General features: G+C 37.1%; 19 protein-coding genes, 1 other RNA gene, 1 pseudogene and 1 riboswitch. Of the genes and pseudogenes, 18 read left to right on the forward strand and 3 right to left on the reverse strand.

The window, feature by feature from the left end; genetic code table 11:
- Nucleotides 1-4 precede the first annotated feature (4 nt).
- The 8 genes from MUA51_RS02495 (at nucleotide 5) to MUA51_RS02530 (ending at nucleotide 7,123) form a co-directional block, all read left to right on the forward strand.
- Nucleotides 5-1,084 carry a YkvI family membrane protein gene (locus tag MUA51_RS02495; RefSeq protein WP_262560310.1) on the forward strand — a complete coding sequence of 360 codons (1,080 nt, stop codon included), beginning with the start codon at nucleotides 5-7 and terminating at the stop codon, nucleotides 1,082-1,084.
- A gap of 144 nt (nucleotides 1,085-1,228) precedes the next feature.
- Nucleotides 1,229-1,696 carry a hypothetical protein gene (locus tag MUA51_RS02500; RefSeq protein WP_262560311.1) on the forward strand — a complete coding sequence of 156 codons (468 nt, stop codon included), beginning with the start codon at nucleotides 1,229-1,231 and terminating at the stop codon, nucleotides 1,694-1,696.
- 68 nt (nucleotides 1,697-1,764) lie between these two features.
- Nucleotides 1,765-1,998: a preprotein translocase subunit SecG gene (secG, locus tag MUA51_RS02505; protein WP_095115665.1), complete on the forward strand. Its 234-nt coding sequence runs from the start codon at nucleotides 1,765-1,767 to the stop codon at nucleotides 1,996-1,998.
- Nucleotides 1,999-2,098: 100 nt separating this feature from the next.
- Nucleotides 2,099-2,839, forward strand: a complete 741-nt coding sequence (locus MUA51_RS02510) for an alpha/beta hydrolase (RefSeq protein ID WP_262560312.1) — start codon at nucleotides 2,099-2,101, stop codon at nucleotides 2,837-2,839.
- 42 nt (nucleotides 2,840-2,881) lie between these two features.
- The gene (gene rnr / locus MUA51_RS02515) at nucleotides 2,882-5,221 is read left to right on the forward strand and encodes a ribonuclease R (protein ID WP_262560313.1); all 2,340 of its coding nucleotides are present in this window, start codon (nucleotides 2,882-2,884) and stop codon (nucleotides 5,219-5,221) included.
- A 16-nt stretch (nucleotides 5,222-5,237) separates the two neighbouring features.
- On the forward strand, nucleotides 5,238-5,702 hold the full coding sequence (smpB, locus tag MUA51_RS02520) for an SsrA-binding protein SmpB (RefSeq protein WP_095115671.1): 465 nt from the start codon (nucleotides 5,238-5,240) through the stop codon (nucleotides 5,700-5,702).
- Between the two features lie 75 nt (nucleotides 5,703-5,777).
- Nucleotides 5,778-6,138, forward strand: a transfer-messenger RNA (tmRNA) gene (gene ssrA, locus MUA51_RS02525).
- 238 nt (nucleotides 6,139-6,376) lie between these two features.
- Entirely contained in the window at nucleotides 6,377-7,123 is a 747-nt protein-coding gene (locus tag MUA51_RS02530; protein WP_262560314.1) for an AraC family transcriptional regulator, read from the forward strand.
- Nucleotides 7,124-7,266: 143 nt separating this feature from the next.
- On the opposite strand, the gene MUA51_RS02535 is transcribed toward MUA51_RS02530, so the two are convergent.
- Nucleotides 7,267-8,408 (reverse strand): IS3 family transposase gene (locus MUA51_RS02535; RefSeq protein ID WP_262559995.1). Its coding sequence is split into 2 segments (ribosomal slippage): nucleotides 7,267-8,138 and nucleotides 8,138-8,408, totalling 1,143 coding nucleotides; the frame shifts between segments, so codons are not numbered across the junction.
- Nucleotides 8,409-8,477: 69 nt separating this feature from the next.
- Here MUA51_RS02535 and MUA51_RS02540 point away from each other — a divergent pair.
- Entirely contained in the window at nucleotides 8,478-8,699 is a 222-nt protein-coding gene (locus MUA51_RS02540) for a hypothetical protein (protein WP_262560315.1), read from the forward strand.
- Nucleotides 8,700-8,756: 57 nt separating this feature from the next.
- Here MUA51_RS02540 and MUA51_RS02545 read toward each other — a convergent pair.
- Nucleotides 8,757-9,176: pseudogene (locus MUA51_RS02545) on the reverse strand (Ohr family peroxiredoxin).
- A gap of 134 nt (nucleotides 9,177-9,310) precedes the next feature.
- On the opposite strand from MUA51_RS02545, the gene MUA51_RS02550 reads away from it, so the two are divergent.
- From MUA51_RS02550 to MUA51_RS02560, 3 genes are all read left to right on the forward strand, one after another.
- Nucleotides 9,311-10,315 (forward strand): D-2-hydroxyacid dehydrogenase, encoded by a 1,005-nt coding sequence (locus MUA51_RS02550; RefSeq protein WP_262560316.1) that lies wholly within the window; start codon nucleotides 9,311-9,313, stop codon nucleotides 10,313-10,315.
- An 18-nt stretch (nucleotides 10,316-10,333) separates the two neighbouring features.
- Nucleotides 10,334-11,044: a type I 3-dehydroquinate dehydratase gene (gene aroD, locus MUA51_RS02555; protein WP_262560317.1), complete on the forward strand. Its 711-nt coding sequence runs from the start codon at nucleotides 10,334-10,336 to the stop codon at nucleotides 11,042-11,044.
- Between the two features lie 65 nt (nucleotides 11,045-11,109).
- Complete coding sequence (locus MUA51_RS02560) at nucleotides 11,110-11,658, forward strand: nitroreductase family protein (RefSeq protein WP_262560318.1); 549 nt, start codon at nucleotides 11,110-11,112, stop codon at nucleotides 11,656-11,658.
- 55 nt (nucleotides 11,659-11,713) lie between these two features.
- Here the strand turns inward: MUA51_RS02560 and MUA51_RS02565 are convergent, their stop codons facing one another.
- On the reverse strand, nucleotides 11,714-12,037 hold the full coding sequence (locus tag MUA51_RS02565; RefSeq protein ID WP_262560319.1) for a thioredoxin family protein: 324 nt from the start codon (nucleotides 12,035-12,037) through the stop codon (nucleotides 11,714-11,716).
- Between the two features lie 193 nt (nucleotides 12,038-12,230).
- Between MUA51_RS02565 and MUA51_RS02570 the strand changes: the two genes are divergently transcribed.
- The 6 genes from MUA51_RS02570 (at nucleotide 12,231) to MUA51_RS02595 (ending at nucleotide 16,288) form a co-directional block, all read left to right on the forward strand.
- Complete coding sequence (locus tag MUA51_RS02570) at nucleotides 12,231-12,584, forward strand: arsenate reductase family protein (RefSeq protein WP_262560320.1); 354 nt, start codon at nucleotides 12,231-12,233, stop codon at nucleotides 12,582-12,584.
- Between the two features lie 69 nt (nucleotides 12,585-12,653).
- Nucleotides 12,654-13,034 carry a glycine cleavage system protein GcvH gene (gene gcvH, locus MUA51_RS02575; protein ID WP_262560321.1) on the forward strand — a complete coding sequence of 127 codons (381 nt, stop codon included), beginning with the start codon at nucleotides 12,654-12,656 and terminating at the stop codon, nucleotides 13,032-13,034.
- Nucleotides 13,035-13,171: 137 nt separating this feature from the next.
- Entirely contained in the window at nucleotides 13,172-13,489 is a 318-nt protein-coding gene (locus MUA51_RS02580) for a thioredoxin family protein (RefSeq protein ID WP_262560322.1), read from the forward strand.
- 39 nt (nucleotides 13,490-13,528) lie between these two features.
- A riboswitch (SAM riboswitch) is annotated at nucleotides 13,529-13,637 on the forward strand.
- Nucleotides 13,638-13,732: 95 nt separating this feature from the next.
- Nucleotides 13,733-14,761: a methionine ABC transporter ATP-binding protein gene (locus MUA51_RS02585; RefSeq protein ID WP_262560323.1), complete on the forward strand. Its 1,029-nt coding sequence runs from the start codon at nucleotides 13,733-13,735 to the stop codon at nucleotides 14,759-14,761.
- Complete coding sequence (locus MUA51_RS02590) at nucleotides 14,754-15,449, forward strand: methionine ABC transporter permease (RefSeq protein ID WP_262560324.1); 696 nt, start codon at nucleotides 14,754-14,756, stop codon at nucleotides 15,447-15,449. Before MUA51_RS02585 ends, MUA51_RS02590 begins: the two co-directional genes overlap by 8 nt.
- A 23-nt stretch (nucleotides 15,450-15,472) precedes the next feature.
- A complete protein-coding gene (locus MUA51_RS02595; RefSeq protein WP_262560325.1) occupies nucleotides 15,473-16,288 on the forward strand; it encodes a MetQ/NlpA family ABC transporter substrate-binding protein in 816 nt (271 codons plus the stop codon).
- Nucleotides 16,289-16,379 lie beyond the last annotated feature (91 nt).

Genomic DNA, 16,379 nt, shown 5'->3' on the forward strand with positions numbered 1-16,379 from the left:
AACAATGACAAATACAATTAATTGGCAAAAAGTTTTAAAGCTAAGTGGTGCATATATTGCATACTTAATCGGTTCAGGGTTCGCGACAGGGCAAGAAGTCATGCAATTCTTCGCTTCATACGGACCTGTTGGTATTATGGGCGCATTGATATCAATGGTTTTATTCTGCATATTAGGTTCAATGATTATGTTGAAAGGATACGAATTAAAGCTTAAACAACCAGGAGATATTTTCAAAGTTTATTGCGGTAAGATTCTAGGTCGAATCATTGAGTATTTCGCATTGCTCTTTTTATTTAGCATTGTTGTGATCATGATAGCAGGGACGGGGGCTGTTGTATCAGAACATTTTAAGTTGCCTTCTGCCGTTGGATATCTCGGTATGGGATTGTTAGCGATGATTACGGTTATATTAGGATTGAATAAACTGATAGATATCATTGGACTGATTGGACCGGTCATCGTTGTTTTAACCATTGGCATTTGTGGTTATGTATTTTTAACACATCTTGGGGACATTCCATCTTTTGAAACACTACCAGAAGCAGCTCAAAAATTACAACCAGTTGGCCATTTTTGGCAGTCAGCCATTCTATTCTTTTGCTATAACATGTTAGCGGGTACGGTATTTTTTACACAGCTTGGTAGTGAAGTGGATAACAAAAAAGAAGCCGTTGCAACAGCTATCTGTGGGGCGTCAGGTCTGATGATCACAGTTGTAATGATGATTGTTGCAATGCTTGTTCATTACAATGAAGTCATCAAGTTAGAAGTGCCATTACTTTATATTGGTAATACTATTCACCCAGTGATCGCGTTATTCTTTGCGGTGTGTATCATTTTAGGTATCTATTCGACAACCGCACCGATGTATTGGCTCGTTAAAAATGAAGCGATGCGCTTTGTCAATCCACGTTTGGACATATTCGTGACGGTTGTGTTAGGTATCATCTTCATGCTTGGTGGTACATTGCCATTCGGTTCACTCGTTGCGACAATTTATCCATTTGTTGGTTATGTTGGTGCCTTCATTGCTGTCATCATCTTTGCGCATACCATTTTACATTATATTAAGGAACAATAAAGGTTTTGAGTCAATGACTTCCATAAAACGGCTGTTAGAGATGTTTTTCAATTCTAGTCTCCTTCTTGTAATGGTGATGCTCTATGTTTTCATTGTGCTGTATATTTGGTATAGTGAGATTAAATCATTTTGGAGGAAAACACTATGTCTCAACATACGGATGCAGAGATACGTGCTAATCACACAGGTAGGTTATTAGCTTACGTCTCATTCTTATTTGCAGTTTGTCTTGTGGTACATCAAGTCATGATTGTCGACGGTCATGTGATCAGTCATATGCTCGAACAATCTGGAAACAAAGTGAGCGAGAACGCAATCAAATCGATAAGCAATAGTTTACGTTACACAGGTATTTTGTATATTCTTGCGTATTCAGCAGGCGTTGTCGCAATAAAATTTCAACACCCATATTTATGGTGGTTTATGGTTGCTGTATTCATATCACAAGTTTTTAACGCATTGTTAAACCCACCGATTCTTTACAGTGCGATTTTCCATGTGAAAGGATTTTTTGCATTAGTCCCATACGGTATTGTTGTATTAGGTTCAATCGCTGTTGCAGCGTTTATGATTACGACAAGTATTAAGCGTAAAACGACGTTCAATCGATAGTCAGCATTGTCGTCAATGGAATAATGTGATAAAATAGCTTTCGTATATGATGAATGGAGGACAATCTGATGCATACTTTTATTGTTGTATTACTGATTATTGACTGTATCGCACTCATCACTGTTGTTTTATTGCAAGAAGGTAAGAGTAATGGCTTATCAGGTGCCATTAGTGGTGGAGCTGAGCAATTATTCGGTAAACAAAAACAACGTGGTATAGATTTATTTTTGCATAGATTGACAATTGTACTATCAATTATTTTCTTTGTATTAATGTTAAGTATCAGTTACTTTGATATGTAGAGTCCGACAGTTGTGTAGTCGGACTTTTTTATTTGAGCCGGAATATACGAATCGCTAAAATAAAGTTATATGACAGACGAAGAAAGGACACGATTTTAATATGAAAATTCAACTTCCAAAGCCATTTTTGTTTGAAGGTGGGAAACGTGCAGTATTATTATTACATGGTTTTACTGGTAACAGTTCTGATGTGAGACAATTGGGTCGTTATCTTCAGAAAAAAGGCTACACTTCTCATGCCCCACACTATGAAGGGCATGCCGCACCACCAGAAGAAATTTTGAAATCGAGTCCACATGTTTGGTACAAAGATGCACTCGATGGATACGACTATTTGATTGATCAAGGATATGATGAGATTGCCGTAGCAGGACTTTCATTGGGTGGTGTTTTTGCATTAAAGTTAAGTTTAAACCGTGATGTAAAGGGAATTGTTACGATGTGTACACCTGCTTACATTAAGACAGAGGGTGCTATGTTCGAAGGATTTTTGGACTATGCCCGTAACTTTAAGAAATATGAAGGAAAAGATGAAGCAACGATTGATAGTGAAATGGATGTATTTCATCCAACTGAGACGTTGAAAGAACTACAAGATACAATTCAAGGTGTTCGTGATAGCCTTGATGAAGTGATGGATCCATTATTAGTCATTCAATCTGAACATGATGAGATGATTAATCCGGACTCTGCCAATGTGATTCACGATACTGCGATTTCTGACAATAAATCCTTGTCATGGTATCACAATTCAGGACACGTCATTACAATAGATAAAGAAAAAGAACAAGTTTTTGAAGAAGTCTATCAATTTTTAGAATCGCTGGATTGGAACGATTAAGATCAGTGACAGATAAAAGTTTAATAGGAAAGGAGGCAAATAATGAATTTAAAACAAGAAATATTAAAGCTAATTCAAGAAGAGGATTATCGTGCGATGTCGGTTTCTGACTTTCAAGATGCACTCGGTTTAAGTAGTGCAGAATCATTTCGTGACTTGATCAAAGTCTTAAACGAATTGGAACAGACTGGGATTGTGACACGTACGAAGCAAGATCGATATCAAAAAAAGGGGCCTAAGCCGGGGCTCGTACGAGGGACGCTCAGTCAAAATAAAAAAGGATTTGCATTTTTACGTCCTGAAGATGAAACAATGGAGGATATTTTTATCCCACCAAGCAAAGTGAACTATGCAATGGATGGTGACACTGTCGTTGTTGAAGTACAAAAGGCTCGTGGTGATTATCGAAAAGGCAAGTTTGAAGGTGAGGTCAAGTCAATTGAACGTCATGCCGTTCAACAAGTCGTTGGGACATTCTCTGAAGCACGTCATTTCGGCTTTGTGATTCCAGATGATAAACGAATCATGCAAGACATCTTCATCCCGAAAGGACAAGACTTAGGCGCTGTCGAAGGCCACAAAGTATTAGTGCAGATTACACAATATTCAGATGGTACGAACAACCCAGAAGGACAAGTATCTGCCATTTTAGGGCATAAAAATGACCCGGGTGTCGATATTTTATCAATCATCTACCAACACGGAATCGAAATTGAATTTCCAGAAGATGTGTTAAAAGAAGCGGAAGCTGTACCTAAGTCAATCAAGCCAGAAGAAATCAAAGGACGTCGTGATTTAAGAGATGACTTGACGATTACGATTGATGGTGCAGATGCGAAAGATCTTGATGATGCGATTGCCTTGAAGCAATTAGACAATGGCCATATTGAACTGACAGTGAGTATTGCCGACGTAAGTTATTATGTGACGGAAGGTAGTGTGCTCGACCGTGAAGCATATGACCGTGCGACGAGTGTGTACCTTGTTGACCGAGTAATCCCAATGATTCCCCATCGTCTCAGCAATGGTATCTGTTCATTGAATCCGAATGTGGATCGACTCACAATGAGTTGTCGCATGGAGATTAATGAACATGGTGAAGTTGTTAAGCATGAGATCTTTGATAGTGTCATCCATTCCGATGCACGTATGACGTATGATGCAGTTAATGAAATTATTACCGAACATAACCCAGCCGTACGTCAACAATACGCAGAAGTAACACCGATGTTAGATATGGCACAGACGTTATCGAATCGCCTGATTTCTATGCGTAAACGTCGTGGTGAGATTGACTTTGATATTCCAGAAGCTCAAGTACAAGTAAACAGCGATGGAATTCCAGAAGATGTTGTCATTCGTACACGTGGTGAAGGTGAACGTTTAATTGAGTCGTTCATGCTTGCAGCGAATGAGACAATTGCTGAACATTTTAATCGAAAAGATGTACCATTTTTATATCGTATTCATGAGCAACCGAAGTCAGAACGTCTTCGTCAATTTTTCGATTTTATCACGAACTTCGGTATGATGATAAAAGGAACAGGTGAAGCAATTCATCCAAGTACGTTACAGAGAATTTCTGAAGAAGCAACGGGACGACCAGAAGATCGTGTCATCTCAACAATGATGTTACGTTCTATGCAACAAGCACGTTATGAAGCGGATAATCTTGGACACTTTGGACTAGCTGCGGACTACTACACGCATTTCACGTCACCAATCAGACGTTATCCTGACTTGATTGTACATCGTTTAATTCGAAAATATTTGATTGAACAATCAATGGATGGCAAAGCGATGCGTCGATGGGAAGATACGTTGCCAGAGATTGCAACGCATACGTCTAACCGTGAGCGTCGTGCGATTGAAGCGGAGCGAGATACGGATGAGTTGAAGAAGGCAGAGTACATGATTCAACACATTGGTGATGAATTTGAAGGTGTCATTAGTTCTGTTGCGAATTTTGGTATGTTTATCGAGTTACCGAATACAATTGAAGGGCTTGTGAGCATTCAAAATATGACCGATGACTATTACAACTTCGATGAGCATCATATGGCATTGATTGGTGAGCATAAGGCGAAGGTCTATCGCATAGGAGATACTGTCAAAGTAAAAGTTGTACATGTTGATGTAGATGAACGCCAAATTGACTTCCAAGTTGTTGGCATGCCGATTGACTTAAAAGGCAGTCGTGATAAGAAACAACAAGGTAAAACAATTCAGATCAAAACGAAGGGCAATCAATTCAAAGGCAAAAACGACGGTAAGAAGAAGCGTAAACAACGTAAAGGTAAGAACGAACGTCAAAAAACGAAACACAAGCCGTTTTATAAAGATAAAAGCATCAAAAAGAAAGCCCGAAGAAAGAAAAAATAAGTTGAGGTGAGACCGTATGGCGAAAAAGTCAGGCAAAGGTACCTTAGCAGAAAATCGTAAAGCAAGACATGATTATCAGATTGAAGATACGATTGAAGCAGGCATTGTATTACAAGGCACTGAGATTAAATCTATTCGACGTGGAAGTGCCAATTTGAAAGACAGTTATGCACAAGTGAAAAATGGTGAGATATTCTTACAAAATATGCACATCGCACCATACGAAGAAGGGAATCGTTTCAATCATGATCCTTTACGTTCACGCAAACTGCTACTGCATAAGCGTGAAATTGTAAAACTTGGCGATCGTACACGCGAGATTGGTTACTCAATCGTGCCACTCAAACTTTACCTTAAACAAGGTCATTGTAAAGTCTTGTTAGGTGTCGCACGTGGTAAGAAAAAGTACGACAAGCGTCAGTCTTTAAAAGAAAAAGCAGTCAAACGCGATATGGCACGTGCCATGAAGCAAAAGTACTAAACATTGCACTGCATGCTAATATTTGATAAGATATAATGTGCTTTGATGTAAAAACAAGGCACATTATACGATTATGGGGACGTTTATGGATTCGACAGGGGTCCCCCGAGCTTATGAAGCGTGTCGGAGGGTTGTCTTCGTCATCAACACACTCAGTTTATAATAACTGGCAAAACTAACAACAATTTCGCAGTAGCTGCCTAAGCGCACTCTGCATCACCTAACCGCATCGCCTATGTGCGGTTAACGTGATTCAACTGAAGTAGGCTACACACGTCACTGCCGTTTGAAGTCTGACGTGGAGAGATTAATCAAGCTAGCATCATGTTGGTTGTCTGTCACCTTGCATGATGTGAAACTTATCGATAGACTACACACGTAGAAACATTTGTATCAGGACCTTTGGACGCGGGTTCAAATCCCGCCGTCTCCACTATATAGCTCGCAACCCGCGTGGTTGTGGGCTTTTTATTTTTTTTAAAGTGCACAATATTGCCCCAATTTCGCACCAAAATTTTATTGAAAAGCTATAATGACAAACTGTAAGAAGTTAATGTGTCTTAAATTTTATGTGTTATAAATTTCTATGAAAAGCCATCAATGATATATTAAAATAGAGTGATATCTTGTGATGTTGAAAGTATAAAAGAAGTTATTTAATAAAGAGGGTTATTATGGATTATAAACTAAGGGTTTTGAATGGACATGTAAATATTCAATCAAGTTTTGAACGGATCATTATTTATTATGTTCTGTCTGGGGAAGTGCGTATTAAACAAGGGAAAGAAATAAAAATATACGCAAAAGATGCATTCTTTTTTGTAAAACCATTTTCAGCTCCTATTATTTTAAATAGTGGTGGAGAAGTTTTAGAGTTAATGATTGATAAAAGAAGCTTCAATCGATATTCGTTATTAAATTCGGAAAAAATTTATCAAAAAGCGCATCATATCCAAGACGTTGATGCAGCGATTAAAGATGAAATACTACATATCATGGATGCACAATCTGAACCAACGTTATTTAATTCTGATTTACATATCATACGTTTAATTAATTATATTGACTTAGCAGGATATATCGATAATGTTGCCAATGTGAACAATGAATTGGTTATCAATGTGTTACATTATGTGAATACGCATTATAAAAGTGAATTATCAGTGAACAAAATTGCAGATCACTTTTATGTGAATGCAAGTTATTTATCTAGAATTTTTTCAGAGACATTAAATATATCTCTACTTAATTATATTCGTAAAATCAAAATGTACAGTATTGCGATTGATATTATCAGCTTAAAAACTGACCAGAATATTTGGCAAGATTATGGGTTTAAAACATATGAATCTTATTTGAAAAATTTTAAAAAGACCTTTGATCTAACACCTTCCGAATTTCTAAAAAATCCACCATTTTAAATTTAATATTAATAAAAAGTTGAATTTTGTATGATATGATCATCATCGACAAAGGGGGATTTCTATGAAGGAATAGATAAAAACTTTTCTCGGGACATTCGGCACTGCACCCTTAATATGGGACTCACATAAAAACACTTGAATTAGGCTGCTAATTTTCTGTATTGCACAGGGGATAAGTAGCCTAATTTTTGTTGAATTCGATTATTATTATAGTTTTCAATGTACTTTTCGACAATATCCTTTACAATGAAATTAGAGTTATTTAACTCATTGTTAAGATAAAATGTTTCACACTTTAGCGAGGAATGGAAACATTCTATCGGGGCGTTATCAGCAGGTGTACCTTTGCGAGACATACTTCTGATAATGCCCTTTTCTTCGCATAATTGGTAGTAAGCATGCGATGTATAGACGCTTCCTTGATCGCTATGAAGTAGACATTCTTCTGGAATATCAATTTGGTTTAAGGTGTCATTTACCAAACTTTGATCTTGTGTATCGCTAATCTTATAAGCCACAATTTCACCGTTATATAAATCGATGATTGAAGATAAATACAACATTGAATTACCAAAGGGAAGATACGTAATATCAGTAGTCAGTACTTGTAGAGGTTGATTTGCTCTAAAGTTACCATTCAGTTTATTGCTTGTAAGATAATATGCCTTCCCTCGACGTTTAGATTTCTTAATTCTAACTCTACAATTCAAATTATTTTCTCTCATAATTCTTTGTACACGTTTATGGTTTATCGGTTGTTTAGAGGCCTGATTCATCAGAGCAGTTATCTTGCGATAGCCGTACGTGTAATGATTATCTTCACATAATTCCTTAACCTTTTTAACTGTTGTATCTTCCGTTTTCTTCTTATTTTTCCAACGGTAGTAATTTGATTTAGGGACATTCAACACTTCCAAAATCAGCTTCACAGGATGCCTGTGCTTTAACTCATCCACTAATTCTATCACTACTTCAGGTACCACTTCCTTTCCAATTCCTTGTACTTTTTTAAAATATCTATTTCGGCTTGATTTCTTCTATTCTTTAACTTTAATTGTTCCAGTTCAGAAAGTTCCACTAATCCTTTATTATAGGAGTATTGTTTGCCTACTTGTTGACTAAATCGATATGTTTCACCCTTTCTATACCATCTCCACCATGTTTTTACCTGTGTGCTATTTCTAATATTTAATTCACACATAATTTCTTTAGTTGTATAACCTTCTGCTTTCATCTTCACTGCTTTAAACTTTGTTTCAACTGAATACGCCACTCTGCGCATAGAAAAAACACCTCCGTAAATTCATTTTAACTGAATTCAACGAAAGTGTTTTTATAAAGTTCCCACTATATGGGGTCAGCTCAATTCTTAGTCGGTGTTGGTTTGATATTAGTGGTGAAACTGATTGGCTATGTACCACCTAATCCACGTATATTTAATATAGTTGATCATATTACATTCACACACTTTTTTGAAAATCGTATTTTTGATAACTGGCTCATGTTCGCCTTTCTATTTGCGATTGTTATAACAGTTCTAGATATGACTTCAGATATAGTTAAAAATAAATAGTTTAAAAAATGGGTATGCTGATCTTAAAAGTGATCGACATACCCATTTTCAATATGATTATTCTACAACTTCTACACTTAATGCGACGTCAACATTACCGTTAATCGCTTTTGAGTAAGGGCAAAATTCGTGTGCTTATTGAAGAGATTTTTCAGCGTCTTCTTGGCTCATATTCTTAACTTTTGCGTGGATATCCACTTCAAGTTTTGGACTTTCAGCTTCAGCATCATCCACTAAACGAACTGTAATAGCTACAACAGGTTCTGCTTTGCGGAATTTGTTGCGTTTAAGAATGAGATCGAATGCACCGTTAAAGCATGATGCATAACCTGCAGCGAATAATTGCTCAGGATTTGTTGAATCTGTATCAGTATTATCTGGTGGTGTGATTTGTAAATCTAATGCTTTATCATCAGTTTGAACGGTACCTTTACGGCCACCTGTGTTAGTTGCAGTTGTTTCATAAATAATTGACATAATTGATGCCTCCTTCAAATGTTCTTACATTATACTATCGATTTGTTATGATTCAAATAATTTAGCTTTTCAAATCAGAAAATATACGATATAGTAACTTTATTCTGAAAAAACTGATAATTAAGGGTGATGTTATGAAGAAGATTAAAGTATTTGATGTCAGAGTGGATGAACAAGCGGCGCTGAAACAATGGATTGAAAACCATGAAGGTGAAGTAGAAGTTGTGTTAACAGAAGATAGTCTAGAAGGAGAACATCTTGAACAACTTGAAGATATTGACGGTATTACAATCTCTCAAACAACAACATTTGATCCGAATCATTTTAAAGTACTTGCGGACAACGGTATTTATCATATTGCACAACGTTCTGCTGGATTTGATATGTATGATTTGCCGGCAGCGAATGAAGCGGGCATAAAAATCTCTAACGTTCCAAGTTACTCACCGCAATCGATTGCTGAGTTTGCTGTGACGAGAACATTAGCATTGGTGCGTCACACCGATCGCATTGATCGAAATGTTGCTGTTCAAGATTTTACATGGGATTTGGACGTACAAGGTCGCACGATTGAGTCGCTGAAGGTGGGTGTGCTTGGAACAGGACGTATCGGCAGTCGTGTGGCAAAGATATTCAAGGGTTTTGGAGCCCAAGTGTTTGCATATGATTTGGCACCGAATCCAGACCTAGAAAATATACTTACTTATGTTGACTCATTGGAAGCGTTAGTGAAAGATGTCGATGTATTGACGTTACATATTCCGGGTTCACCTGAGAATAAGTATGTTGTCAATGAGTCGGTGCTAAACCAAGCCAAGCCAGGATTACTTGTAATTAATACAGCGCGTGGAATTGTATTGGAGACAGATGCACTAATTCGTAAGTTAGATGATGGAACGGTTGCAGCAGCAGCGCTCGATACGTATGAAAATGAAGGCCCTTACTTCAAAAATGACTGGACGAATCAACCTTTAGAAGATCCAGTACTTAGCCATTTGTTGGAGCGAGATGATGTGTTAATCTCACCACATGTCGCATTTTATACAGATGAAGCAGTGCAAAACTTAGTTGATATCCCACTGGATGACGTATTATCATATATTAAGACTCAGACAGCAGATCATATAGTCAATCCATAGATAGAAAAGGTGAATGAAGTGAAATCTCAAATAGTTGCTAGTCTCATGCCGAAATCACAGTGCTTAACGGCACAAGATCTAGAAATGGTCGATGAAAATATGATGTATTTTCATATTTTGGAACTGCGCATTGATGCGATGCCGAATTGTGATATTGAGGCGGTTCGACAAATGATCACAGCACTCAAAAACATCGGTGGATCATTCCAAATACTTGTCACATATCGTACCAAGTCTCAAGGTGGAGCGGGTAGTTTGGATGAGAGAGCATATCAGCAATTGTTAATTGATTTGAGTGAGATTTCTCAAATTGATTGGATAGATGTGGAATGGACACCTGAAGTGAATCGCACAGAAGCTTGTCGTAAAATTTTGTCACACGGGGCGATGATTGTGGCTTCATATCATAACTTTCATGAGACGCCATCTGTTGATGTGATGAAAAAAACCTATTTTCATTTATCTCAAATGGGTGCAAGTCATTTGAAAATCGCAGTTATGCCACAAAGTCGAGAAGACGTTCTTCGTGTATTACAAGCTGTCGCAGAAGCGAGCGATGCGCTCACACAATGGGTAACAGGTATTGCTATGTCTCATTTAGGACTCATTACGCGTACAGCACAATCTACCTTTGGCGGTTGTTTATCGTTTGGTGCATTGGAAGAAGCAGTCGCACCCGGTCAAATCTCAGTAAAACAACTCTTTGAAGCGGTTAAGCTATACGATTGATTAGTTCCGGAAAATTGCGTATAATTGATAATAATTATCAATAAATCTATAAGGGGTAGATAGAGATGGAACTTCAAGACGCTATAAAAAATCGTAGAAGTATCAAGAAGTTCAAACACGATATGCATATCGATGAAGCTGCAGTACACCAAGCAATTACCGATGCTGCAGATGCACCGAATCATGGTATGCGTGAACCGTGGCGTACAGTTTATGTACCGAAGCATAAACTTGGCGAGATGAGCCGAGAAATTTCTCGTTATGCTTTTCCAAGGGAGCCTGAGAAGCAGCAGAGTCATTATGATGCGGTGACGAACCTTGGTGGTTTTGTCGCAATGATTATGAAGTGTGATGCACGGCAACGTGAAGAAAATGAGAATTATCTTGCCGTTGGGGCATTTGCACAGAATTTATTATTATTGCTTTATGAACAAGGCATCGGAACATGTTGGAAAACGCCACAATATATTTTCAACCCGAAAGTGCGCCAAGCATTTGGCGTCCTACCTGATGAGCGTTTAGTAGGGTTCATTTATTTAACCGATCTCAAGGAAGAAGATAAGATGAAGAAGTGTGAAAGAAAAAACAGAGGTCTTATCACAGACTTTATTTAAAAATAACGCGTATGAAATTGGATTCGCCCGTTTCATACGCGTTATTTTAATACATCTATTTACCAAAACTTTCAGCTAAGAATGACTCAACTTGTTCAGGTGATTTTGCGTTTGCAGAATGTAAGTGGTGAAGTTTTTCACCGTTTTGGAAGATTAAAATACTTGGAATACCCATTACTTCGTGCTCGGTAGCAGCTTCTTCTACTTCATCACGATCTACAACGTACCATGTGTAGTCATTATATTTTTCAACAATCGGATCAATCCACATATCCATTACTTTACAATCAGGGCACCAGCCTGCTTCAAATTTAACGATGACTGGTTCCGCACTTTGGATGACCTCGTTGAATTGTGTCGTATCTTTAATTGCTTGCATGAAAATACCTCCTCTTATTGTTTCGTAACGTTATTATATCGAATTTGTAAGTGGAAGTCATTCAAATTGCAATGTGTACGATGACTGATACAAATGTATTTTGTACAATGTAACTGAACAAAATTTTATAAAAAAGAGCAATATTTTTAAATGTTTGTTATATTTAAGTTATATGATTACTGGAGGTATGTATATGATCAAGTTTTATCAATATAAAAATTGCACAACATGCAAAAAAGCAGCAAAATTTTTAACGGAACAAGGTGTGAGCTTTGAACCGATTGATATTATTCAGCATAATCCAACAAAAGAAGAATTTGAAAAAATTGTGGCATCAACAGGTATAGAAGTAAAAAAACTATTCAACACGCATGGTGCAAAATATCGTGAATTAAACTTAAAAGATAAACTTGCAGATATGTCTGATGACGAGAAACTGGCATTGTTAGCAACAGATGGCATGCTTGTTAAACGTCCATTAGCAGTTTCTGGAGATAAAATTACTGTTGGATTTAAAGAAGAAACGTATCGCGATACATGGCTTTAAGAAAATAGTTGATAGAAAGTCTGCAATGTGTCAGAATAAATATAACATTAACAATTGGAGGGGATTCAAGTGGCAGTGCCAAGTAATTTAAAGTATTCAAAAGAGCATGAATGGGTAAAAGTAGAAGGTAATACAGCAATCATCGGTATTACAGACTTCGCACAAAATGAATTAGGCGATATCGTATTCGTTGAGCTTCCTGAAGTTGACGATGAAGTATCAGAAGGCGATACATTCGGTAGCGTAGAATCTGTAAAAACAGTTTCTGAACTATATTCTCCTGTTTCAGGAAAAGTTGTTGAAGTGAATGAAAACTTAGAAGATGAACCAGAAGCTGTCAACGAATCACCATACGAAAATGCATGGATGGTAAAAGTAGAATTATCAGACGAAAGTGAGTTAGAAGCATTATTAGATGCAGCTGCTTACGAAGAAATGATTGGTGAATAATGTATCATAATCTCGAGATGAAGCTGTAATTTGCAGTTTCATTTCGAGATTTTTTGTGTAACAAGCCGATATAGTAGCATATCTTTGTGTAAGGTGCTACGCTCATCCTAGAATAATAAGGTGAAGGGTTGTACGAAATGACACAGAATGATGCACAAGATGAGATGCTGACAAAACATTTCGATGAAGAGCTACATCTCATTTTTGGTTACACAACAATGTGTGGAACATGTAAAGTATCTGAACATATGTTGGATATTGTGAATGATATCTTGCAGTTACCTATAACAAAAATAAACTTAAATTATTATCCAGAATTTAATCAAGAAAATAAGATTATGTCGGTTCCAATTCTGTTGATTATGCGTAAAGATCAAGAGATTGAGAGATTGTACGCTTTTCGATCAGTATCTTTTTTGTTAGAAAAGTTAAAAAAACTTATTGACGAATCTTGATTGCGATGGTATGATTTAAACAATTCAATATTCAGAAAACTCTTATCCAGAGTGGTGGAGGGATGTGCCCTTTGAAGCCCGGCAACCGTCTAGTTATAGAAATGGTGCCAAGTCACATAAAGTTGTAAACAACTTTTGAAGATGAGAGAAAGGTATCTTTAACACATTGCCTTCTCTTTCATTAAAAAAAGAGAAGGCAATTTTTATTTGGCGTAAGAGATGCTTAGCACAAGGAGGAGCAATATGATTGAGCTGAAAAATATTGTAAAAAAATACGAGAGCAAATCCAAATCTGTCACAGCAGTCGACCACGTCAATCTTAACATTGACAAGGGGACAATATACGGAATCATTGGATTCTCTGGAGCAGGTAAAAGTACGTTAGTAAGACTATTCAACTACTTGGAAACACCGACTTCGGGCGATGTCATTATTGGTGGTGACAATATCGGTCAACTGAGTAAACAAGCATTGCGTCAGAAAAGACAAAAAGTGAGTATGATTTTCCAACACTTCAACTTACTTTGGTCGAGAACTGTTTTGGAAAATATTAAATTTCCACTTGAAATTGCAGGTGTCCCGAAAGCTGAAGCAACTGAAAAAGCCAAGTCACTGGTTGCACGTGTTGGTTTGGCTGGCAGAGAACATGCATATCCATCAGAGTTGTCAGGTGGGCAAAAGCAACGTGTTGGGATTGCAAGAGCACTTGCCAACGATCCAGAAGTACTGTTATGTGATGAGGCGACAAGCGCACTCGATCCGCAAACAACTGATGAAATTTTAGATTTACTCTTGCAGTTAAAGAAAGAGCAGAATCTTACAATTATTATCATCACACATGAAATGCACGTGATTCGACGTGTTTGTGATGAAGTAGCTGTCATGGAAAATGGACGTGTCATTGAAGAAGGTAAGGTATCAGAAGTATTTGAAAATCCACAACATCAAGTGACACGACGTTTTGTACAAGAAGATTTACAGCCAGAACATGACTTCGAAAGTATAGCTAATGCATTACAACTTGAGAAAGATGATAAGGTCATCAAGTTAACATTCTCAGGTGAAAATACGACACAACCAGTCGTTTCATATATTGCAAGAAAACATAATGTAACTGTGAACATTTTAGAAGGTAATATCAAGCAAGCCAAAACGGGAGCGGCAGGATTTTTACTCCTACATATCCCGGCTATTTCACAGGAAAACTTTAATCATTTACAACATGATTTAGAGTTGCAAAACATTCAAGTTGAGGTGATTAAACATGGGTAAGAGTTTTAGTGAAATCTTGAATGAGATGATCACAATGCCGAATGTTCGTTGGCCAGAAGTTTGGATTGCAACGTATGAAACACTATATATGACTGTGATTTCAACAGTATTTTCATTTGTTTTAGGTTTGGTTCTAGGCGTTATTTTATTCTTAACGTCCAAGAGTAAGTCAAAGGCCGGACGTGTTTTTTATAGCATCGTATCATTCTTTGTAAACTTATTCCGAGCTATTCCGTTCATCATTTTAATCTTACTTTTAATTCCGTTTACAAGCTTAATTCTTGGAACAATCAGTGGTCCAACAGGTGCGCTACCAGCGTTAATCATTGGTGCGTCACCATTCTACGGTCGACTTGTCGAAATTGCACTGAAAGAAATTGATAAAGGTGTTATTGAAGCCGCACGATCAATGGGATCAAATACTTGGACAGTTATATTGAAAGTACTCATTCCAGAATCATTACCAGCATTGATTTCAGGTATTACTGTAACAGCCATTGCATTGGTTGGTTCAACAGCGGTTGCCGGTGTTATCGGTGCAGGTGGATTAGGTAACTTAGCATATTTAACAGGTTTTACACGTAACCAAAATGATGTCATCTTAGTTTCAACGATTTTAATTTTAATCATCGTTTTTGTAATTCAATTCTTAGGGGATTGGTTTACAAATAAAATAGATAAACGATAATTTATAAAAAGGAGCATATAATCATGAAAAGAATTTTATCCATTGCATTAGTTCTTGTTTTAGCAGTCGCACTTGCTGCATGTGGTAACAAAGAAGACAAAAATGATAAGAAAGTTGTTGTAGGTGCATCTCCTGCGCCGCATGCAGAAATTCTTGAAAAAGCAAAACCGTTGTTAAAAGACAAAGGTTATGACTTAGAAGTAAAAGTAATCAATGACTATACAACACCTAACAAATTGTTAGATGCGGGAGAACTTGATGCAAACTTCTTCCAACACACACCATACTTAGATACTGAAAAGAAAGACAAAAAGTACAAAATCGAATCAGCAGGTAACGTTCACTTAGAACCAATGGCTGTGTATTCTCAAAAATATAAAAGCTTAAAAGAATTACCAGATGGGGCGGAAATTTTCGTTTCTAACAACCCAGCTGAACAAGGCCGTTTCTTGAAATTCTTCGTTGATGAAGGCTTAATCAAAATTAAAGATGGCGTTAAGATCCAAGACGCAACTTTTGATGACATTGTAGAAAACAAAAAAGACATTAAATTCAACAACAAACAAGCTGCAGAGTTTTTACCAAAAACTTACCAAAATAATGAGGGTGACGCAGTTATCATCAACTCAAACTACGCGATTGAGCAAAAGTTAAACCCACAAAAAGACTCTATCGCAGTTGAAAAGAGTGAAGACAACCCGTATGCTAACTTAATCGCAGTTCAAGAAGGACATAAAGATGATGCGAAAATCAAAGCATTAATTGAAGTTTTACAATCAAAAGACATCCAAGACTTTATCAACAAGAAATATGATGGTGCCGTAACACCAGCAAAATAAGCGTAACTTTGAGAATTTAATAATAAGATGGGAGCATGCTATTGTCATGATAGCGTGACCCCGTCTTTTTTTATCACTCAATTCAGAGTGG

The organism is Staphylococcus sp. IVB6214, assembly GCF_025558585.1.
In the GTDB taxonomy this organism is placed as follows: Bacteria; Bacillota; Bacilli; order Staphylococcales; family Staphylococcaceae; genus Staphylococcus.